The following is a 19,402-nucleotide window of genomic DNA, read 5'->3' as shown; positions in this document are numbered from 1 at the left end:
CCTCTCCGCCTGGGTTCCAAGCCCCTCCGCCGAGATTTCCCAGAACCGGCCGCCGGGGTTTCCGAGCCCCCGGCTACTCCGCCGTTTCCTGCGCCCGGTCCCGCAGCGCCTCCATACCGGCGATCACCGTCTCCACGGCGATGGCGAAGTCCCGGCGGCGCATCTCCGCCACCGGCACCCCGTCCTTCTGGTCCATCGCGCGGGCCACCTCGTCATAGGCGTCCGGGCCCCGCAGCTGCTCCGAGAAAGCCTCCACCACACTGGCGAAGTACTCGTCCTGGCTCAGCCCCGCGGTCCGGCACCTCTCCAGATAGACGGACTCGATGGCGGCGAAGCCATAGACAAACTGGAAGAGCGCCCCCAGGGCGCCATTGCGCTTCTCCTCCGGGACGCCGCTGCGGCTCATCACCGACAGGGCGGCGTTGGACAGCGCCAGCGCGGAGGGCCCCAGGTTGAGATACCGGGTGAGCAGCTGGGTCACCCAGGGGTGGGCGACCAGCGCGTCCCGGTACTCGGTGGCCAGCTGGCGCAGCTGATCGCGCCAGTCGGCGCTCCGGTCCGAGGCATCGGGCAGCCGCATCTCGCCGCAGACCGCGTCCAGGGCCAGTTCCAGCAGGTCGTCCTTGGTGTCCACATACCAGTAGACGGACATGGCGGTCACCTTGAGCTCCGCGGCCAGCCGGCGCATGGAGAACTTGGCCAGCCCCTCGGCGTCCAGCAGCCGGACGGTGGCCGCGACGATCCGGTCGCGGTCCAGCGTTCCGCCGGTCCCCGCCGCCTGGCGGGGTTTGGGCTGGGAGAGCCAGACGCTGGTCTGGGGGGTACGTCCTGCGCCGGCCATATGCGGCTTTCCTCTCGGCTGCGCCGGTGATGGTACGGGTCGAATGCTAAGCGGCTTGCCCGTCACCGGTCAGCTCCGCCCGGCGCAGCAGCACCGCCGCCAGCAGACCGCCGGCCAGCACCGCCGCCGCCCCCACCAGTTGCGCGGTGTGCACCCCGGAGGCGAAGGCATCGGCCACCTCGGCACGCTGGGCGCCGGTACGGGCCCGTCCCAGCGCCTCCGGCAGCGAGACCGCGCCGGCCGCCACCGCCGGAAGCAGGGCACCGAAGCGGGAGTTGAGCACCGCGCCCAGCACGGCGACCCCCAGCCCGTTGCCGCACTCCGCCAGGGTGCCGTTGACTCCGGCCCCCACGCCCGCCTTCTCGGCCGGGATCGCCGACATGATGGCGTTGGCCATGGCGGGCGAGGCGAGGGCCAGACCGGTTCCCATCAGGACCAGGCCGAAGCACATCCCGGGGTAGTGGTGCGCCCCCAGCACCGCCACCGCGGCCAGGCCGGCGGCCAGCAGCCCCATGCCCAGGGCGATGCTCAGCGGGGTGCCCACCTTGCCCAGCAGCCGGGCGCCCACACCGGTGAGGTTGAGCACCACCACCATCAGCGCCAGCGGCGTCATCCGCAGACCGGTGGCCAACGGCCCGTAGCCGAGCACCAGTTGGAGGTGCTGGGTGAGCAGGAAGATGGAGCCGCCCAGCCCGAAGGCCACCAGGATGCCGCCGGTCACCGCGCCCACAAAGCGCCGGTCGGCGAAGAAGTGCATATCGAGCATGGGGTGCTCGATCCGGCGCTCCCACAGGGCGAACAGCGCCAGCACCACAGCTCCCACCAGCGCCGATACCACCACCCAGCTCGAAGTCCAGCCATGCTGCGGGCCGTTGATGATGGCGAAGACCACTCCGGTCATACCTATGGTGGAGAGCACCGCGCCCAGCACATCGGGCCGCTCCCCGGCCGGGTTCTTGGACTCCGGCACCAGCCGGACCACCGCCACCAGAGCCAGCGCGGCCACCGGGAGGTTGACCAGGAAGATGGAGCCCCACCAGAACCGGGCCAGCAGCGCGCCGCCGATCAGCGGTCCGGCCGCGAAGCCCAGCGAGGCCACCGCGCCCCAGATGCCGATGGCCCTGGTGCGCTCCTCGGCGTCGAAGACCTGCATCACCACGGCCAGGGTGGTGGTCATCAGCAGCGCGCCGCCGACGCCCATCCCGGCCCGGGCGGCGATCAGTTCACCCGTGGTCTGGGAGAGGGCCGCGCACAGCGAGCCCAGTCCGAACAGCACCAGCCCGGTGGCCAGCATCTTCTTGCGGCCATAGCGGTCGGCGGCGTTGCCGGCCGTCAGCAGCAGGCCGGACTGCACCAGTGAATAGGCGTTGATCATCCACTGGATGTCGGAGGTGGCGGCGCCCATCTCCCGGGTCAGGGAGGGGATCGCCACGGTGAGCACGGTGTTGTCCAGCAGGACGGTGAGCTGCGCCAGACAGATCGCACCGAGGATCACCCAGCGTGTGGCATGGCGCGGTGGCCGGGTGGCGGCAGCAGCGGTGGACGCCGTCATGGCAACTCCTTGTACGGTGTACGAGCGATGGTCGTCGTACACCGTACAAGGGCCGCCATACGGCGTACAAGAGTTTTTTCGGCGAGCGGTCCCGCCCTGGCTCAGGCCGGCTTGAGCAGATACCCCACCCCACGCCGGGTGTGGATCATCGGCGGCCGTCCGGCATCGATCTTCTTCCGCAGGTAGGAGATATAGAGCTCGACCACATTGGCCCGGGCCCCCGGACAGAAGCCGTGGGACCACACCCGCTCCAGGATCTGCGCCTTGCCCAGCACCCGGCCGGGGTTGCGCATCAGAAAGCGCAGCAGCGCGAACTCGGTACCGGTGAGCCGGACCGGGACACCGCCCCGGGAACACTCGCGGCTCTCCTCGTCGAGCACCAGATCCCCCACGACCAGCACCCGCGCATCAGTAGCTGTAAGGGTCATGCGCACAGCGTGATGCCCGCCGGTGAGAGGCTTCTTGCCGCCGTCTGGGAATCACCTGAGAAAACGCGGTGCGGACGGGGCCGCGAACGGGGCCGCGTACGGAAAAACACCCAGGGCCCGGCACCTGAGTGCCGGGCCCTGGGCTCCAGTAGCGGGGACAGGATTTGAACCTGCGACCTCTGGGTTATGAGCCCAGCGAGCTACCGAGCTGCTCCACCCCGCGACGATCGAAAGACCGACATCAATACCTCGATGTCAACCTCTCGGCTGCGCGCTCGGCAGGATTCGAACCTGCAACCTCTTGATCCGTAGTCAAGTGCTCTATCCGTTAAGCTACGAGCGCTTGGCTTCCCGGCGGTTTTCCCGGCCGGTCGGCGTTGCGGGAACAACATTACATGAACCCCGCCGAGAGACGAAATCCGTTAAGCGCACCCGGCCTGACCTGCGCAAACACCAAACAGAAGAGCCCCGGTCGTCCTAGGACGACCGGGGCTCCGGCTGCGGAGGCGGAGGGATTTGAACCCTCGATCAGCTTTAAAGCCGAAACCGCATTAGCAGTGCGGCGCCATAGACCGGACTAGGCGACGCCTCCAGCACACCCGCGCGAGCGCGAGTGTTGCGTTGCAGATGATGACACAGCCCGCGGGCCGATCACCAATCGCACTCTACGGTACCGGGCTTTGCACCGACGGGGCAAAGCACTTTCCCGGCGCGCAACGCGCACCGGCCCGGCGCGTTAGAGGTGCAAGCCCCGCCGCTCGTCATGGCAAGCCCCGCCGCTCGCAGCGGCAAGCGCGCCGTCTTGGCGGCAAGCCCGCCACCCGTCCCTCAGTCCTGGAGTACCGATGCCCCTGCGCCGTCTGCTGCTCGGCACCCTCGCCCTGGCCCCCGCCCTGCTCGGGACGGCCACCGCCACGGCCGTCCCCATCCCGCTGCCCGCCCCCGAGCCGATGGACCACCTCACGGTCACCCTCCGGGACACCACCCATGACGGCAGCTATGACCTCTACTGCCACCCCACCGGGGGCACCGCGCCGCACCCCGGCGAGGCCTGCCGCCAGCTGGACCAGCTGACCCGCTGGGGCAGCGACCCCTTCGCACCGGTGCCACCCGCCAGTAACTGCTCGATGATCTACGGCGGGCCGGAGCGGGCCCATGTCGGCGGCACCTGGGCGGGACGCCCGGTCAGCGCCGATTTCAGCCGTCTCAACGGCTGTGAGATCGCCCGCTGGAACAAGTTCTCGCGCCTGCTGGGGAGTTCGCGTTAGCCGGTGCGGACGCCGGGTGAGCGGGGCGGCGGCGACACGCGGCGGGTCCCGCACACCCCTCATCCGCCGTCGCACCGGACTCCACAGCCCGTAGACTTCCCTCCGACAACACGCCGGAACGGCGGCAGTCCCCCAGCCGGGCGCTGGGGCACCGGCCCGGCGGTGGCACGTGCGGTAACCAGGGAGGATGCGTCGCAGTGAGCAGCAGGCCATCCCGAGGCGCTGCTCGCCTCGCAGCCATACTCGACGCCCTTCCGGACGCGCTGTTGCTGGTCAACTGCAACGGTACGGTCGTCAACGCCAACCACATCGCCCTGGAGACCTTCGAGGTGCCGGGCACCGGCCTGGTCGGGCGCGGGCTGCTGGATCTGCTGCCCTCCTTCGACTCGCGCCGCATCCCCGGATCGATGCGGCTGCCGGAGGAGGAGAAGAACGCCGGACGCACCCGGCCCACCCGGATGATCGCCCGGCGCACCGATGGCACCGAGTTCCCGGTCGAGGTGACCAGCGCCAACCTGGAGGACGGCCGCACCCCTTACGCCGACGCGCACGCCGGGTACACCGGCGACGAGCTCCTGATGATCGTCGTACGGGACCTCACCGGCACCCTGGACACCGAGGCCGAACTCGCCCGCCAGCAGCGGCAGACCGAGATGATCCTGCGTGCCGCGGCCGAGGGCGTGGTGGGGGTGGACACCGCGGGCAAGGTCGTCCTGGTCAACCCCTCCGCCGCGCAGATCCTCGGCTACCGGGCCAGCGACCTGGGCGGCCGTGAGCTGCACCCGCTGATCCACCACTCCCGCGCGGACGGCTCGCCCTTCCCCTACGAGGAGTCGCCGATCGCCGACACCCTGCGCTCCGGCCGTAAGCACCGGGTGCGCGGGCAGGTGCTGTGGGCCAAGGACGGCCGCTCGGTGCCGGTGGACCTGACCACCGCCCCGGTGCGCGACGGCGACCAGCTGGTGGGCGCCGTGATGACCTTCACCGACCGCCGCCCCTATGACGCGCTGGCCGCCCGTCACCAGCAGTTGCTGGAGCTGCTGGAGGGTTCGCTGCGCGGCCCGCTGAAGGAACTGCGGGCCGAACTGGGCTCGCTGGCCGACGATCCGGCCGGGCAGCTGTGGCCGGAGGCCAACCAGATCCTGCACCATCTGGCCGCCGGATACGGGCGGATGGCCAAGCTGGTGGACAACGTCCTGGCCCACCAGCGGCTGGAGGCCGGCGAGAGCAAGCTGGTGCGGGAACCGGCCGCGCTGGACGAGGTGGTGGCGGCCGGTGTGGAGGGCGCCGTCGAGCTGATCGGGCCGGGCCGCGCCCAGTTCGCGGTGCACGCGCCCGAGCTGGAGGCCGAGATCGACCCGGAGTGGTTCGCCCGGGCGCTGGCCCATCTGATCGCCGATGTGGCCGGGGTGGACTCCACCGGCAACGCCCCCGCCGGCGGCCCGCCGTCCGGGGACTCCACCATTGTGGTGGCCGCCGCCAAGCGGGACACGGTGGTACGCATCGAGGTGCGCGGCCCGTACGCCGGGGGGGACCCGGTGCACCAGCCGATCGTGCGCTCGGTGATCCGCCGGCACGGCGGAGTGCTGCAGACCCATGAGCTGCCGGGGGCGGCGGGCGGCCAGGCGTATGTCCTGGAGGTGCCGCTGACCGCGGCCGCCGGGCCGGTGACGGCGGCGCCGGAGCGTCCCGAATCGCCCGCCAGCATCGGCAGCGGCACGACCATAATGCCGATGCCCGCGCCCCGGGCCCCGCAGACTCCTGCTCCCCCCGCCGCTCCCGCCCCCGAGCCGGGCAGCGGGCGGCGTGCCCGGCGGGATGCCGCCGAGGGCGCCGAGGGCGAGCGGCCGGAGACCGTTCCGGCCCAGCCGACCGGGCGGCGGCGGGCGCCCGCCGCCGAGGAGACCTCCGGCGCCGGCCGGGTGCCCGCGCAGCCGGGCGGCGGCCGCCGGGCCCGCCGCGAGGCGGCCGAACCCGAGGCGCCCCGGGCCGCGTTCGCGCTGCCGCCCGCGGCGGCGGACCGTGCGCCCGGTTCCGACGCCACCGCCGAGGCGGCCCCCGCTCCCGCCGGCCGCCGGGCCCGGCGTGCCGTCGCCGAGGTCCCCGAGCGCCCCATCCCCGGCCAGGCGGACACCGAACCGGACGCCCCGCGCACCGCCTTCGCCCTGCCCCCCGCCGACGCCGACCGCACCGATGGCCCGCGCCCGCCCTATGCCCCCGCCCCGGACCCCTCGGTCCCGCCCCAGGCGGCCCGGGGGGCGGCGGCGGCTCCGGACGCGCCCGAGGCCGTGGCCGCCCCGGGCGGTCCGGGCACGGCCGCGGTGCCGGGTGGCTCCGGCGGTCCTTCCGGTGCGGAGGGGGTGCCGGGGGCGCATGGCTGGCCGGTCGCGCCCGGCAACTCGCCGCGTCCCGACGGGCCGGGGGGCGCGGGTGCGCCCAACGGTCCGGCCCCGCATGGCGGTTCGGACGCTCCCGACGGCCCGGCGGCGGCCGCCGGCCCCGGCGCATACGGCCGGCCCGGCGCACCGGCCGGCCCCGCGGGGCTCAACGGCGCGGCGGCGCACGGTGGTTCGGCGGCCGGCGACGCCAACGCCTCCGGCGTTCCGGCAGGCCGTAACCACCCCTCCGCACCCGGCGGTCCGGCCGCCCAGGAGGGGCCGTCCACGGCGGACGGGTACGGCGCGCCGGGCCCCCATGCCGGACCGGGCGCTCCCGGCGCCTTCCTTGCCCCGGGGGAGCACAACAGCCCTGCCGGGCAGGGCGGTTCGGCCGCGCACGAGGGGCCGTCCACGGCGAGCACCCCCGGCGGATACGCCCCGCACACCGCACCGGGCGGGCGCGGCGGCACCAGTGCCTTCCTCGCCCCCGACGAGCCCAACCGCCCCACCGCGCCAGGCGGTTCGGCCCCACCCGAGGGGCCGGCCGCGCCCCCCGCCCACAGCGGTGCCGCGCCGCACGAAGGACCGTCCACCGCGGCCGGCCCCGGCGGGTACGCCGCACACACCGGGCCCGCCGGCGTCGGCGGCACCAGCGCCTTCCTCGCCCCCGGCGAGCACCCCGCCCCCGGCGTGCCCGCCGGGCGCCGGCCGCTCAACGCGCCGTCGGCGCCGGACGGTTCGGTGGCCACCGAGGCGTCGGTGACGGCCGCGCCTGACGGGGAACAGCCCGCGCAGCAGGGCCCGGAGGCGCCCGGTCGTCCGGGGACCCACCGGGGGCCCAGTGGGGACGGCGGGCAGCCGCCCGTACCCGAGAACCCGGGCGCCCGGCGACGGGCCCGGCGGCCGCTGGCCGAGGAACCCGGCGGCGCGCAGCAGACCAGGCCCGAGGCGGCCGCGCGGCCGATCAGTGTGCGCACGCTGGGGCAGGGCGCGCCCTTCGCCATGCCCGCCGACGCGACCCCGCCCGGCGGTACCGGTGTGGGTTCCGGCCGGCGGCGCAAGCTCGCCAACCCGGCGGAGGGCGAGCGCGAGGCCAAGGCCGGCGCGCGCCCGGCGCCCGCTCCGGAGGGCCGGGCCTTCGCCATCGGCGCCCCGGACGAGGGCGCGGAGGGACCCGAGCCGCTGGACGGGCCCAATGGCGCGGTGGAGATCCCGGCCGGTGCGGAGCCCGGCCAGATCACCAGGCCGACGGCCCCCCGCCCGCCGGTGGACGACGAGCTGCCCCCCGAGCCGCTGGACAACCCGCGCCGGCTGCTGGTGTGGCCCGCGCCGGACGCGTCCACCGAGCAGGCGCTCACCGCCCGTGGCTACCGTCCGGTGATCGTGCACTCCCGGGAGGAGGTGGACGCGCAGATCTCCGCCTACCCGGCCGCCCTGTTCGTGGACCCGCTGACCGGCCCGATCACCCGTACCGCGCTTCAGTCGCTGCGTCAGGCGGCGGTGGCCAATGAGGTGCCGGTGCTGGTGACGGCGGGCCTGGGGCAGGCCACCCGGGAGGCCGCCTATGGCGCCGATCCCGCGGTGCTGCTCAAGGCGCTGGCCCCCCGGGACAGCGAGATGCACCCGGCCCGGGTGCTGCTGATCGAGGAGCATGAGCCGATCGCCAACGCGCTGACCGCGACCCTGGAACGGCGCGGGGTACAGGTCGCCTGTGCCGCCACCGACAGCGAGGCGGTCACCCTGGCCGGGCAGCTCCGGCCCAACCTGGTGGTGATGGACCTGATGCAGGTACGCCGCCGGCGCGCCGGGATCATCGACTGGCTGCGCGCCAACGGCCTGCTCAGCCGGACGCCGCTGGTGGTCTACACCTCGGCGGGCATGGACCCGGCCCAACTGCCCGGACTGGCCTCGGGCGAGACGGTGCTCTTCCTGGCCGAGCGGTCCACCAGCGCGGAGGTGCAGACCCGGATCGTGGACCTGCTGGGCAAGATCGGCGCGGACGCGGGCTGATCCCGCCCGCACCGGGGCGGTCCGGGCGGACGACGGCTGATCCCGCCCCCACCGGGCGGTCCGGCGGTCAGCGCCGGGTCATCCGGTGGGCGGCGGTCCTGATCGAGGAGCGCAGCCGCTCGCGGTCCTGCTCGCCGTCCCCGGTCAGCAGCCGCCGCATATGCGGCTGCACGCTGGGCCAGGAGACCAGGGCGATCAGCATGAAGAGCAGGTCGGCGGCGGGGATGTCGGAACTGATGGCGCCCTGCCGCTGGGCCTCGGCGAAGGCTTCCACCTTGCGGTCGTAGTGCTCCCGGCGGGTCTCCTCGCGTGGGAAGGCGCCATTGCCGTACTCCAGGCCCTCCCAGTACAAGAGCCGGATCAGCTCCGGGTTGGCCTGGTGGTAGTCCATCAGGCGGTCCAGCCAGCCGTCCAGGTCCTGGGCGTCCACCGGTACATCCACCGCCAGCTGGGTCAGCCGCTTCTCCAGCACCTGGGAGAACAGTTCCGCCTTGTTCCCGAAATAGGCATAGATCAGCTGCTTGTTGGCCTTGGCCTCGCGGGCGATGCGGTCCATCCGCGCGCCGGCGATGCCATGGGCGGCGAACTCTGCGGTGGCCGCGTCGAAGATGCGGGCCTTTGTCGCTTCGGGGTCGCGGGGAGCTGCCATGGCGACATGGTAACCAACCGTTTGGTTGACAGACGGGGCGGCCTGGCCGAAGATCACAACCAACCAGTTGGTTAGGAGCCCCCCATGCCTTCCCCGTCCACCGCCACCCGCGCCGAGCAGCGCTCCCCGTCCGCCCCCGGGCCCGCCGCCGGACCCGCCTTGGCAGCCGCCCCGTCCGGGCGGCCGCGCGGAGTTCCGCTGGGGGTGATCGCCCTGTGTACGGCGGTCACCGCGGCCAATGTCTACCTGGCCATCCCGCTGCTCGCCCTGATAGCCCGGGGCTTTGGCATACCCGCCTCCGGCGCCGGCTGGGTGGCCTCGGTGGCCCAGCTCGGCTATGCCCTGGGGCTGCTGTTCTTCGCCCCGCTCGGCGACACCGCCGACCGCCGGCGTCTGGTGGCCGTGCTCTCGGTGGTGACCGGGCTGGCGCTGGTGGTGGCCGCCCTGGCGCCCGGACTGCCCGCCCTGGCGGCGGCCGTACTGGTGGCCTGCGCCGCGACCGTGGTGCCCCAGCTGCTGGTGCCGCTGGTGGCCGAGCGGGCCCCGGCCGAGCGGCGGGCGCGCCATGTGTCCGCCGTGGTGGCCGGACTGTTCACCGGCGGGGTGGCGGCCCGGGTGCTGGGCGGACTGGCCGGCCAGGCCTTCGGCTGGCGCGCCGTCTTCTGGGGCGCGGCGGTACTGACGGTGGCGGTGGGGCTGCTGACCACCGCGCTGCTGCCGCCGGAAACCCGCCCCCGCCGCGCCTCCCACCCGCTGCGGGCCGCCGCCTCACTGCCCCGCCTGGTGATCTCCTCACCCGTGCTGCGTGCCGCCTGTCTGCGCCAGGGCGGACTGTTCGGCGCCTGGAGCGCGCTGTGGACCGCGGTGACGCTGCTGCTGACCGCGCCCTCCGGCCCGTACCACCTGTCCACCGGCACCGCCGGACTGTTCGGCCTGTTCGGACTGGCCTCCACGGTGGCGGCACCGGTCTGCGGAGTGTTCATCGACCGCTTCGGTACCGGGCGGGTGCTGGCGGCCGGGTATGTGCTGGTGGCGGTGTCGGTGCCGCTGTTCTGGCTGGGCGGGCGGCAGTTGTGGGCGCTGTGCGTGGCCGCGGTGCTCATCCATGCCGGGTTCGTCGCCGGGCAAGTGGCCAACCAGACCCGGGCGTTGGCGGCCACGGATGCCCCGTCCACGGCCAACACGGCCTATGTCGGCTCGGCGTTTCTCGCCGGGGCCGGGGCGTCCGCCCTGGCCGGGCCGGCGTTCGGAGCCTGGGGCTGGAACGGGGTGTGTGTGATCGCCTGCGCCTGCGTGGCGGTGGGGCTGCTGGGGTGGCTCCGGCCCGTCGCGGGGACGCGGGGCTGAGCCGCCTGCCGGCGGGTGCGGCACTCGTTTCCGCCTGCGGCACGCTGGTGATCACAGCGCACCGAAGCCGGGGAAACGGCGCCGCACCCGCCCGGCACCGCACTCACCGTCCCAGCACGCTCACCTCCAGCTCCCCGTCCGCATACCGCTGACGCAGCACCTTCTTGTCGAACTTCCCCACCGAGGTCTTGGGCACCACCGGCACCCGTACCCACCGTTCCGGCAGCTGCCAGCGCGCCACCCGTCCGCTCAGGAACGCGTGCAGCTCCTGGCAGGTCAGCGCGGAGCCGTCCCGCAACACCACGGCGGCCAGCGGCCGTTCACCCCACTTCTCGTCAGGGACGGCCACCACCGCCGCCTCCGTCACCTCCGGGTGGGCCATCAGATGGTTCTCCAGCTCCACCGAGGAGATCCACTCGCCCCCGGACTTGATGACGTCCTTGGCCCGGTCGGTGATGGTCAGATAGCCGTCGGGGCTGATGGTCCCCACATCACCGGTGCGCAGCCAGCCGTCGGGGCTGAACTTGTCCTCCGGCCGCACCGGTTCGCACCCCGCGCCCCCGTAGTAGGCGGCCGCGATCCACGGCCCGCGTACCTCCAGCTCGCCCGCCGACTTCCCGTCCCAGGGCAGCAGCCGCCCGTCCGGCCCGGCCAGCCGGGCCTCCACCGAGGCGGGCAGCCGCCCCTGGCTGATCCGGTACGGCCAGGACTCCTCCGCGTCCAGCTCCGGCGGCGGGTAGGCCATCGCCCCCAGCGGGGAGGTCTCGGTCATCCCCCACGCCTGCACCACCCGCAGCCCATGCCGCACCTCGAAGTCCTTCATCAGCGAGGGCGGGCAGGCCGAACCGCCGCTGATCACCGCCTGGAGCGAGGAGACATTCCGGGGCCGGGCGTCCAGCTCGGCCAGCAGCCCCTGCCAGATGGTGGGCACCCCGGCGGTCATGGTGGGCCGCTCCCGCTCGATCATCTCGGCCAGCGGCGCGGGCTGCAGAAAGCGGTCCGGCATCATCAGGGAGGCGCCGGACATAAACGCCGCGTGCGGCAGCCCCCAGGCGTTGACATGGAACATGGGAACCAAAGGGGCACAACAGTGGGCGGGTGACAGCCCGAAGGACTCGGCCATGCTGATCTGCATGGAATGCAGGTAGATGGAACGGTGGCTGTAGACCACGCCCTTGGGCTCCCCCGTGGTGCCGGAGGTGTAGCACAGGGCCGCGGCGCTGCGTTCGTCCAGCTCGGGCCAGTCGTACGACGTCGGGCGGCCGGCGATCAGTTGCTCGTAGTCGTGCACGGTGGCGGCGGTGCCGTCGAGCACCGAGCGGTCACCGGGGCCGCTGACGACCACGTGCCGCACGGTGGGCAAGTGCGGCATCAGTGCCGCGAGGAGCGGCAGGAGGCTCCCGTCCACGATGATGACGGGGTCCGCGGCATGGTTGATGATCCAGGCGAGTTGCTCGGCGGGCAGCCGCAGATTGAGGGTGTGGAGTACCGCGCCCATGGAGGGGACGGCGAGGTATGCCTCAAGGTGTTCCGCGTTGTTCCACATGAGCGTGCCGACGATGTCCGACTCGTGCACTCCGAGTTCGTCGCGGAGGGCGTGGGCGAGTTGGGCGGCGCGGGTGCCTACCTCGGCGTAGGTCCGGCGTCGGGTGGTCTCCCCGGTCCAGGTGCGAACTTCGGCTTTGGCATGGATGGTTGACCCATGGGTCAAGATCCGCGAGACCAGAAGCGGTACGTCCTGCATGGTGCTCTGCATCGGGGGTGCCTCCCGGAGGGCCGGTTACGCGGTGGTTGCTCCGGGTGATTGTGCTGGGGTTCCCGCTGGTAAGTCACTACCTCGGGTGTGTTGCTCAGGCGTTCTCAAGGGCGGTCGGCCGCTTGTCCGGGGCTTCGTCGGCGAGGGGGGTGTCTGCGCGGGCGAGGATTTCGCCCTTGATGGGCTCCCATGGGTCCCGCTCCCATACGGGGTGCACCTGGACGACGATTCCGCGGTTGCGCTTCTTGCCGTCGTCTGCGTACCCGACGACTACCCGGCGGATGACCTGCTTGAGCAACGCGTTCTTCTCCTGAACGAGGAGGGTGTCCCATTCTTCGGCGAGTCCGACGACGATGGGGCGGAAGTCCTCGGCCATGGGCATGCTTTCCACTTCGGCGACCTTGTTCAGCTCGGCGGTAAGGCGGGCTTTTTCTCTGGTGAATTGGTCGCGTACTCGGGCGAACACGTCCTCGGGGTACTTGTCCGGGTTGAGGGCCGAGTCGGTGACGAGTCTGTCGAGTGCCTTCTCGGTCTTGGCCAGTTCGACTTGCAGGTGGGCCCGCTCGCGCGCCGCAATGGCTCGCTCGTCCTTGGCGGTAGGCGTCTGCCCGGTGGCCGGTGCTGCGTCGATGCCGGCAGCGGCTTCTCGTTTGAGCCACCGGCGTACTTCTGTTTCGACGTCGAGGCGTCGGGCGTTGATGTTCTGGGGGCATGCCTGCTTGCCGCGGTGCTTGTACTGGCTGCACACGTAGTAGTGACCGCGCACGTTCTTGCCGTCGTGCCGACCGCTGTCGGAGGCGGCGCTGAGGTGGTGGCGGCACAGGTTGTGCCGGACGAGGCCGGTAAGGGCGTAGCTGGCTTTGCGGGCCCGCGGTGGGGTCTTCTTGGTGTCCTGCCTGTGCTTTAGGTATGCCTCCCATAGGTCCCACGAGATGATGGGTTCGTGAGCGCCGGGAATGAAGATCCACCGGTTGTTGATGCACCCGTTGTTCTCGCCGTAGGCGCATTTGCATGCGGGGTCGTGGATGCGCAGGAGGCCGGCGGCGAAGCCGCTGTCCATGTAGCGGATGAGGCTGGAGACGTACCAGAGTCCGCCGCGGCTGGTGCGCATGCCGGCGCCGTTGTACCAGTGGACGAGGTTGTTGAAGCCGGTGCCTTCGACCTTTCGCTCGTAGGCGGTTTCCGCGTAGGGGGCTTGGTGTTCGTGGACCTGGTACCACTCGTCTTGCAGCTTCCACTCGCCGAGTCGCTCGGGGTCGGGGACGCGGCGGGGGTGCCAGATGTAGCCGAATCGGTGTCCGCCGGTGGCGGGGAGCTGCATGGCGCGGCGGTGGGCGTGGGCTTCCTTCCACTGTTCGCCGGCGCGGTCGGATTCGAAGACGGCCAGGTCGAAGAGGATTGACCTGTTGAACTTGCCGACGGCGGTGGAGGCGTCGATCTCCTCTGTGGCGGACTGGAGTTGACCGCCGATCTTTTCGAGGCGGGCGAGGTTGACGGCTATGCCGAGGTCGTTGCGGCCGAAGCGGTTGTACTTCCAGACGGCTATGCCGCGGGCCTGTCCGTGCTCGACCATCTCAATGCCGCGCATGATCTTCCGCTTGAAGTTGCGGCCGGTCATGTCGAGGTCTTCGATCCAAGCGATGATGCGCCGGCCGGTACGGCTCGCCCACGCTTGGATGGCCTTCTTTTGCAGTTCGGGGCTGATCTTCTCCTCTCGCCACGTGCTGACTCTGATGTAACCGATGTACGGCTCGGTCATTGCGCGGTCTTCCCCCTCTTTGGTTGTGGTGGTGGGGTGGCTGCTGCGCTACCCCCCGCGGTAGCGCGTGCGTGCCAGAGGGCCGCTCCTTACTGCGCCTGCTGGTAAGCGGCGAGGCCGTCGTCGTGGCCGGGCACCGCGTAGAGGCGGTGCACGGTTGCCAAGTCGGGGTCGGGGGTTCGCGGGCCGCCGTCTGTGACTGGCGGCGGGGTGAGGAGTCCGCGGGAGGCGTGTTCGAGACCGAGGCGGTATCCCTCTCGGCGGAATGCTTCCGCTTTCTCCTTGGAGATGTATTGCTGGTGCCGGACGATGGCGAGGATCACGAGAGGCAGGGTTGCGAAGTCCACCGTTGAGCCGGTGTCCGCGAGTCGGGGGTTCGTTCCGAGCACTGCGCCTGCGACGACCATGACGAGGCCGACGAGGAACACGAGGCTGGAGACGATGACTGCGAGCTGCGCGCGCGTGATCATCAGGGGGCGGTGCCTTTCTTGTGCTGTTACCCGCTTGCGCGTTTGTCGTCCGGTTCGGTGGCGCGGAGTCCGTTCACCATCCGTTCGAACGCCTTGACGCCTTCGGGGCTTGTGATTCCGAGTTCGCGGGCGGCTTGTGTGGGTGTGATGGATTCGGGGTGGATGGGGCGGGTCGCGGTCCGGGCGAGGTCCTCGGGGGAGAGGACGCCGGCGCGTACGAGGATCTCGGAGAGTGGGACTTGTAGAGCCTCGGAGAGTGCGTTGAGGGTGCGCAGGTCCGGGAGTCCGTCACCGCGGAGTAGCCGGGACACGGTTGCGGGGCTGATGCCGCTGTCCGCGGCGAATCTCGTTTGGCCGCCGCGGTCTGCGTAACGGTGAAGCCTTAGTTGTTCTTTCAACCAGTGGGCGAACGTGGCTGGTGTGTGGGAGTCGTCGCGGGACGTCATACATGAAAGATATCGCGCATGAAAGGGATGCAACAGCGGGATCACTGATCGGCACAGTTCACCCTCCCCCGTGTTGCAGTACATGGCAGTGCGCGGCTCGTCTCGTTGTCGAACAAGTCTTCGACGCGGAGTTTAGGACTCCTTTGCCGAAGCTGTCACGTCAGTAACGGTACCGGCACGTACTGGCAGGGTGTCGCCCGAGGTGGGTGGTTACGCCCCTTTCATGATCACGTTTCACCAGGGGGTCGGCGCGGCCATCTTCTTTCATGCTCGAAACGAACCTGCTATGTTTCAAGCATGAGAGAGACCGGAGACGGTTGTTTCGCGAAAGGAATACGCATGTCTTATGCCTCCGGCGCCCTGGTCGCCGCCGCAGCGGCTCGCGGTGATCACACGCCTGCCGATATGGCCCGGCGCATGGAACTGCCGTACCTCACCGTCTACCGGTGGGCGACCGGCCGCCATGTCCCCGGACCGGCCGGGCTTGCTGCCATCCAGCGTGCTTACGGACTCACCGCTGACGACTTGCTCAGTGAGGACCGGGCCGCATGAGCGTGATCACTCCCCGCGAGCAGGCGTTCGCCGCAGCCCGCGCTGTCCTCGACCGGGCCCGCGCCCGCCGGGACTCCATGCCCATCCGGGCCGCAGCCGAAGCCGCCGCCGTCGGCAGCACCAAGAGCGCCGACGAAATCGAGTTCATCCTGCGCCGCTTGCACAAGGCCGCCGCCCCGGATCGCACCCGGCCGGCGCCCCTGGCCGCCGCAGCCTGACGAAAACGGGGCCGCCCGGATCGCACCCGGACAGCCCCCACAGACACCCGATTCCCTGCCAGGAACAGAGGTCCAATGCACGACTTTACGCGCCTGCCGCAGCCCAGGGCGCTTGATGTGCCCTCGCTGTGGTCATGGCTGGCCACGCTCCCGCCTGCCGAACGTCTGCGCGCTCTCGCCGACGCCGTCGAGCGGCAGTTGCCAAAAGGGCGCCCGGTGAGCACCGACGCCGTCCTCGACCCGCTGCTCGCCACGCCCGAAGGGATCACCTCATGACCGTCGTCGCCCTCGCCGACCGCCAAAGCCACCAGCACCTTGCCGCCCCGGCCCTCCCGCGGATGTCGGTCGAGTCCAAGCTCGATTACTGCAAGGCGTTCGCCGCGTCCGGCCTGCTGCCCCGTCAGTTCCGCGGACAGCCCGCGAACTTGCTCTACGCGGTGGAGTACGCCGAGTCCCTCGGCCTGCATCCCATGGTCGCCATCACGGGTGTGCACGTGATCGAGGGCAAGCCGACCGCGTCGGCCGCCCTGATATCCGCCCTCGTCCGCCGCGCCGGGCACCGGCTGCGCATCAAGGGCGACGCCACCTGTGCCGTAGCGCAGATCATCCGTACCGATGACCCTGACTGGACGTTCGAGGCCCGGTTCACCATCGACGACGCACGCCGCGCCGGCCTGCTCGGCAAGGACGTATGGAAGAAGTACCCGGCCGCCATGCTCAAGGCCCGCGCCATCTCGGCGGTGGCCCGCGATGCCTGCGAGGAAGCCCTCTTCGGCATCCACTACACCCCCGAGGAACTCGGCGCGGTGGTGGACCAGGAAGGCAACCCGGTCTACATCGCCGGGGAGATCCAGCAGGACACCAAGGAGGAGCCGCCCGCGTCGGCCGCCGCGCCGCAGCGTGACTTCCTCGCCGAGGCACGGCGGGCGAGCGATGCCGCCGCCGTCCGGGCGGTGTGGGAGGACGCCAAGGGGGCCGGTGTCCCGCAGCACTACCTCAACCAACTCGCCGCCATCGGACGGGACAAGCCCGGGGCCCGCGTCGCCGAGCAGCAACTGGCCGAGGCCGTCGTCGAGGAGCACCAGGACCAGGACGACGAGCACGCCGCCGCCCTGGCCGCGATGTACGACGCAGCCTGTGCAGCGGAGTTGAGCAACGAGGAGGCCGACGAGGCGTTCGCCGCGCACTACGGGCACACGCCGGCCGAGGCCACGGTCGCCGAGCTGGTCGAACAGCGTGAGGACCTGCTCGACGCCGCCGGGGGCGCCGCGTGAGTGCCGAGGACATCAAGCAGGCGACCACCCGTGAGGCCTTGCTGAAAGCCCTTCTTGACGAAGTGAAGGCCGCATACGAAGAGGCCCGGACCGAGGTGCAGCACCATCTCGACGCCGCCCAGGAGGCCAGCGGGGCACGGCAGTTCAACGCGGAACTGCCGGACGGGCGCAAGGTGGGAACGGTCAGCCTCACCGGGGGTGAACCGGCCGCGCAGGTCACCGACCGCGCCGCGTTCATCGCCTGGGCACGGGAGACCTTCCCGGCCGAGCGCGTGACACGGATCGTCAAGGACGTGCGCGAGGCGTTCGCCGAGCGGCTGCTCGACGAGATGACCGCGGCCGGCGTGCCGCAGGTCGTCGATCCGACATCCGGCGAGGTGCACGAGGTGCCGGGCGTGGAGATCAGGCCCACCCGCAAGCGGTCGCATTCGGTGCGGTTCGCCAAGGGCGGGCGCGAGTTGGTCGGCGAGGCGTGGCGCTCGGGTGGTCTGGCGCCGCTGGTCCTGCCCGCCCTTGCCCCCGGTGCAGGAGATGAGGCCGCGTGAAGTGCGGCCACTGGGACGGCTCGGGGCGCCGCTACTGCGGCGCTCCGAGCGCCCGCCGGTACCTCACCGGCTACCGCTGCCCCCTCCACACGCCGGCCGCCCTCGCCGGGCGCACCCAAGCGCCCGCACCGCCGCCGCCCCGACCGTAAGGGAACCCCTGTTGAGCCTCGACGCCATGGATTGGGTGTGGACCCGGTCCGCCGCTAAGGGCACGCCCCGGCTCGTGCTGCTCGCCATCGCCGACAAGTGCCCGGATGACCGGTGCGTCGCGTACGCCGGTACGACCATGCTCGTCCAGCGCACGAACGCGGCCCGCTCGTCGGTCGTGACCGCTGTAGACAAGCTCATTGCGTCCGGCGAGTTGGAGATCGTCGAGGGTGCCCGAGGGCCGCGCGGTGAGACCGTCTACCGGCTCCCGCACGCCGTCGGGCACCGCCGCGCCGCCGAATCCGAAGACGCCCGTTTTGGTGGTCCGAAATCCGGAGGGGTCCGAAATCCGGACCGGTCCGAAAACAAGACCCCCGGCGGTCCGGATTCCGTACCCCACCGGTCCGAAAACGAGACCCCTACCGGTCCGGAATCCGGACCCCAGAACGCAAGAGAACGCAAACACCAAGAGGAACAGCAGCCGCACGCGTCCCGAGGCCGCTCACCCGTGGTCGAGCAACTGCGCCCCCTCGCCGATGCCCTCGACGCGGCCGGGGTCGAGGTCCGTTGGACGCTCGGCCTTGGTGAGCAGCGCGACGCGTACCGGCTCGTCCAGACGCACGGCGTCGCCGCCCTCGTCGAACTCGCCGCCCGCCGGATCACGCCCGGCGACCCGCCCAAGAGCGCCCGTTACTGGCTCAAGGTCTGGGCCGACCTCGACCACACCCCCGCCCGGCCGGCGCCCGGCTCGACCGGCTCGAACGTCGTCCCGTTCCGCGCCCCCACCGCCGCGCCCACCAGCCACACGAACACCCTCGCCGCAGGGCTTGCCCTGCTGGAGCAGGAAGGACTCGCCTGATGGAACCCCGCCACGTCGCCGCGCTCCTCAACTACGCCGCTACCCTCGACAGCCGGATACGCCGGATCATGGCCACCGACGAGCAGGCCGCCGCCACCATCCGCACGTGGGCCACGGCCTTGACTGACGTCCCGGCCATGGCCGAGACCGCCGGGTGGGACGCCTCCCGCGCGGTGCGCCGCTACTACGAGCAGGCCAACGGCGACCGCAGCGCCCAGTTCCGGCCCATCGAGCCGGCCGACCTGCTCGCCGCGTGGGCGCCGCACCGCGCCGAGCTGATGAACCGCCACACCGACCCCCTGCCGAGCGTGGACCCCGACAACGTCGAGCAGTGGCGCGCCGAGTTGGTCGGCACCCGCGCCGCGGTGGCCACCGGGCAGGCCGCGCCCTCGACACATCGGGAACTCACCAGCGGCATTCACCCCGCCATCGAGGCGCGCCTCGCCTCCATCGGCTCCTACATCCCGTCGGCCATCCGGCAGCAGCTCGCCCCGTACCGGCCGACGGCCGCCCTGCGTGAGGCCACCGTCGCCGCCGGTCAGCCCGACCCGTTGAGCGTGCCCTGCGCGTGGTGCGAGGCCGAGAAGGGCAAGCCCTGCCGCTCCCGCCGGATCACCCCGCGCGGTGGGGCGACCTCCAACGCGCCCCGCAAGAAGCCCCACCCGGGCCGGTTCGACTCCGCGCTCGCCGCACAGGAAGGCGTCGCCGCATGACCCGCCACCGCGACAACACACGCAACCTCACCGAATACCGCATCACCGCCCTGTGGCCCGGCCTGACCACCAACGTGGGGTTCCGGCACGCCGACCGCCGCCACGTCTATGCCAAGGCCCGCAAGTGGGCCGCCGCCGGCGCCCTGGTGGTCGTCGAACGATCCAAGGGCTACGAGTAGCAGCACGAGCG

At 71.7% G+C, this 19,402-nt stretch carries 18 protein-coding genes, 3 tRNA genes and 1 pseudogene; 11 read left to right on the top strand and 11 right to left on the bottom strand.

The genetic code is table 11. The features are described 5' to 3' along the window. Window positions 1-73: 73 nt before the first annotated feature. The 6 genes and pseudogenes from CV755_RS24495 to CV755_RS24470 form a co-directional block, all read right to left on the bottom strand. On the bottom strand, window positions 74-841 hold the full coding sequence (locus CV755_RS24495; RefSeq protein ID WP_109282442.1) for a TetR/AcrR family transcriptional regulator: 768 nt from the start codon (window positions 839-841) through the stop codon (window positions 74-76). 46 nt (window positions 842-887) lie between these two features. Further along, window positions 888-2,393, bottom strand: a complete 1,506-nt coding sequence (locus CV755_RS24490; protein WP_109282441.1) for an MFS transporter — start codon at window positions 2,391-2,393, stop codon at window positions 888-890. A 101-nt stretch (window positions 2,394-2,494) separates the two neighbouring features. Then, window positions 2,495-2,794 (bottom strand): annotated as a pseudogene (locus CV755_RS24485) (winged helix-turn-helix domain-containing protein); the annotation flags it as partial. Between the two features lie 176 nt (window positions 2,795-2,970). Further along, window positions 2,971-3,044, bottom strand: a tRNA-Met gene (locus CV755_RS24480). Between the two features lie 47 nt (window positions 3,045-3,091). Next, a tRNA-Arg gene (locus CV755_RS24475) sits at window positions 3,092-3,164 on the bottom strand. 158 nt (window positions 3,165-3,322) lie between these two features. Then, a tRNA-Ser gene (locus tag CV755_RS24470) sits at window positions 3,323-3,413 on the bottom strand. A gap of 253 nt (window positions 3,414-3,666) precedes the next feature. Here CV755_RS24470 and CV755_RS24465 point away from each other — a divergent pair. Together CV755_RS24465 and CV755_RS24460 are read left to right on the top strand one after the other, a co-directional pair. Further along, a complete protein-coding gene (locus tag CV755_RS24465) occupies window positions 3,667-4,089 on the top strand; it encodes an SSI family serine proteinase inhibitor (RefSeq protein ID WP_109282439.1) in 423 nt (140 codons plus the stop codon). Window positions 4,090-4,286: 197 nt separating this feature from the next. Further along, window positions 4,287-8,477, top strand: a complete 4,191-nt coding sequence (locus tag CV755_RS24460; protein WP_109282438.1) for a response regulator — start codon at window positions 4,287-4,289, stop codon at window positions 8,475-8,477. 67 nt (window positions 8,478-8,544) lie between these two features. Here CV755_RS24460 and CV755_RS24455 read toward each other — a convergent pair whose 3' ends face one another. Next, window positions 8,545-9,126, bottom strand: coding sequence for a TetR/AcrR family transcriptional regulator (locus CV755_RS24455; protein WP_109283490.1), 582 nt, complete (start codon window positions 9,124-9,126; stop codon window positions 8,545-8,547). An 84-nt stretch (window positions 9,127-9,210) separates the two neighbouring features. Between CV755_RS24455 and CV755_RS24450 the strand changes: the two genes are divergently transcribed. Then, window positions 9,211-10,473, top strand: coding sequence for an MFS transporter (locus tag CV755_RS24450; RefSeq protein ID WP_109282437.1), 1,263 nt, complete (start codon window positions 9,211-9,213; stop codon window positions 10,471-10,473). A gap of 103 nt (window positions 10,474-10,576) precedes the next feature. Here CV755_RS24450 and CV755_RS24445 read toward each other — a convergent pair whose 3' ends face one another. The 4 genes from CV755_RS24445 to CV755_RS24430 all read right to left on the bottom strand — a co-directional run bounded on the left by CV755_RS24445 (window position 10,577) and on the right by CV755_RS24430 (window position 14,904). Further along, entirely contained in the window at window positions 10,577-12,229 is a 1,653-nt protein-coding gene (locus CV755_RS24445; RefSeq protein ID WP_109282436.1) for a long-chain fatty acid--CoA ligase, read from the bottom strand. 94 nt (window positions 12,230-12,323) lie between these two features. After that, complete coding sequence (locus CV755_RS24440; protein WP_109282435.1) at window positions 12,324-13,988, bottom strand: recombinase family protein; 1,665 nt, start codon at window positions 13,986-13,988, stop codon at window positions 12,324-12,326. An 89-nt stretch (window positions 13,989-14,077) separates the two neighbouring features. Next, complete coding sequence (locus tag CV755_RS24435) at window positions 14,078-14,458, bottom strand: hypothetical protein (RefSeq protein ID WP_109282434.1); 381 nt, start codon at window positions 14,456-14,458, stop codon at window positions 14,078-14,080. A 26-nt stretch (window positions 14,459-14,484) separates the two neighbouring features. Next, complete coding sequence (locus CV755_RS24430) at window positions 14,485-14,904, bottom strand: helix-turn-helix domain-containing protein (protein WP_161968742.1); 420 nt, start codon at window positions 14,902-14,904, stop codon at window positions 14,485-14,487. A 339-nt stretch (window positions 14,905-15,243) separates the two neighbouring features. On the opposite strand from CV755_RS24430, the gene CV755_RS34340 reads away from it, so the two are divergent. The 8 genes from CV755_RS34340 to CV755_RS24395 all read left to right on the top strand — a co-directional run bounded on the left by CV755_RS34340 (window position 15,244) and on the right by CV755_RS24395 (window position 19,391). Then, complete coding sequence (locus tag CV755_RS34340) at window positions 15,244-15,456, top strand: helix-turn-helix domain-containing protein (protein ID WP_153068746.1); 213 nt, start codon at window positions 15,244-15,246, stop codon at window positions 15,454-15,456. After that, entirely contained in the window at window positions 15,453-15,674 is a 222-nt protein-coding gene (locus CV755_RS34760; RefSeq protein WP_161968741.1) for a hypothetical protein, read from the top strand. The genes CV755_RS34340 and CV755_RS34760 overlap by 4 nt, the downstream gene beginning before the upstream one ends. Window positions 15,675-15,749: 75 nt before the next feature. Continuing rightward, window positions 15,750-15,950: a hypothetical protein gene (locus CV755_RS24420; protein ID WP_109282432.1), complete on the top strand. Its 201-nt coding sequence runs from the start codon at window positions 15,750-15,752 to the stop codon at window positions 15,948-15,950. Then, on the top strand, window positions 15,947-16,948 hold the full coding sequence (locus CV755_RS24415) for a hypothetical protein (protein WP_109282431.1): 1,002 nt from the start codon (window positions 15,947-15,949) through the stop codon (window positions 16,946-16,948). Before CV755_RS24420 ends, CV755_RS24415 begins: the two co-directional genes overlap by 4 nt. Further along, window positions 16,945-17,493 (top strand): hypothetical protein, encoded by a 549-nt coding sequence (locus CV755_RS24410; protein WP_109282430.1) that lies wholly within the window; start codon window positions 16,945-16,947, stop codon window positions 17,491-17,493. The genes CV755_RS24415 and CV755_RS24410 overlap by 4 nt, the downstream gene beginning before the upstream one ends. A gap of 160 nt (window positions 17,494-17,653) precedes the next feature. Then, complete coding sequence (locus CV755_RS34335; protein WP_153068745.1) at window positions 17,654-18,499, top strand: hypothetical protein; 846 nt, start codon at window positions 17,654-17,656, stop codon at window positions 18,497-18,499. Beyond that, window positions 18,499-19,212 carry a zinc finger domain-containing protein gene (locus CV755_RS34755; RefSeq protein ID WP_161968740.1) on the top strand — a complete coding sequence of 238 codons (714 nt, stop codon included), beginning with the start codon at window positions 18,499-18,501 and terminating at the stop codon, window positions 19,210-19,212. Before CV755_RS34335 ends, CV755_RS34755 begins: the two co-directional genes overlap by 1 nt. Continuing rightward, window positions 19,209-19,391, top strand: a complete 183-nt coding sequence (locus CV755_RS24395) for a hypothetical protein (protein ID WP_109282428.1) — start codon at window positions 19,209-19,211, stop codon at window positions 19,389-19,391. The genes CV755_RS34755 and CV755_RS24395 overlap by 4 nt, the downstream gene beginning before the upstream one ends. Window positions 19,392-19,402 lie beyond the last annotated feature (11 nt).

Origin of the sequence: Streptomyces orinoci (genome assembly GCF_003121295.1) — a bacterium.
GTDB classification, from domain to species: domain Bacteria; phylum Actinomycetota; class Actinomycetes; order Streptomycetales; family Streptomycetaceae; genus Streptomyces; species Streptomyces orinoci.
The sequence above is the reverse complement of the archived record's forward strand: the minus strand, read 5'-3'. Positions and strand labels throughout refer to the sequence as shown.

What these genes read in the sequence shown, in the direction of transcription:
- CV755_RS24495 (WP_109282442.1), bottom strand. Translation starts at nt 841, where the DNA reads ATGGCCGGCGCAGGACGTACCCCCCAGACCAGCGTCTGGCTCTCCCAG.
- CV755_RS24490 (WP_109282441.1), bottom strand. Translation starts at nt 2,393, where the DNA reads ATGACGGCGTCCACCGCTGCTGCCGCCACCCGGCCACCGCGCCATGCC.
- CV755_RS24465 (WP_109282439.1), top strand. Translation starts at nt 3,667, where the DNA reads ATGCCCCTGCGCCGTCTGCTGCTCGGCACCCTCGCCCTGGCCCCCGCC.
- CV755_RS24455 (WP_109283490.1), bottom strand. Translation starts at nt 9,126, where the DNA reads ATGGCAGCTCCCCGCGACCCCGAAGCGACAAAGGCCCGCATCTTCGAC.
- CV755_RS24450 (WP_109282437.1), top strand. Translation starts at nt 9,211, where the DNA reads ATGCCTTCCCCGTCCACCGCCACCCGCGCCGAGCAGCGCTCCCCGTCC.
- CV755_RS24445 (WP_109282436.1), bottom strand. Translation starts at nt 12,229, where the DNA reads ATGCAGAGCACCATGCAGGACGTACCGCTTCTGGTCTCGCGGATCTTG.
- CV755_RS24440 (WP_109282435.1), bottom strand. Translation starts at nt 13,988, where the DNA reads ATGACCGAGCCGTACATCGGTTACATCAGAGTCAGCACGTGGCGAGAG.
- CV755_RS24435 (WP_109282434.1), bottom strand. Translation starts at nt 14,458, where the DNA reads ATGATCACGCGCGCGCAGCTCGCAGTCATCGTCTCCAGCCTCGTGTTC.
- CV755_RS24430 (WP_161968742.1), bottom strand. Translation starts at nt 14,904, where the DNA reads ATGACGTCCCGCGACGACTCCCACACACCAGCCACGTTCGCCCACTGG.
- CV755_RS34340 (WP_153068746.1), top strand. Translation starts at nt 15,244, where the DNA reads ATGTCTTATGCCTCCGGCGCCCTGGTCGCCGCCGCAGCGGCTCGCGGT.
- CV755_RS34760 (WP_161968741.1), top strand. Translation starts at nt 15,453, where the DNA reads ATGAGCGTGATCACTCCCCGCGAGCAGGCGTTCGCCGCAGCCCGCGCT.
- CV755_RS24420 (WP_109282432.1), top strand. Translation starts at nt 15,750, where the DNA reads ATGCACGACTTTACGCGCCTGCCGCAGCCCAGGGCGCTTGATGTGCCC.
- CV755_RS24415 (WP_109282431.1), top strand. Translation starts at nt 15,947, where the DNA reads ATGACCGTCGTCGCCCTCGCCGACCGCCAAAGCCACCAGCACCTTGCC.
- CV755_RS34755 (WP_161968740.1), top strand. Translation starts at nt 18,499, where the DNA reads ATGGAACCCCGCCACGTCGCCGCGCTCCTCAACTACGCCGCTACCCTC.
- CV755_RS24395 (WP_109282428.1), top strand. Translation starts at nt 19,209, where the DNA reads ATGACCCGCCACCGCGACAACACACGCAACCTCACCGAATACCGCATC.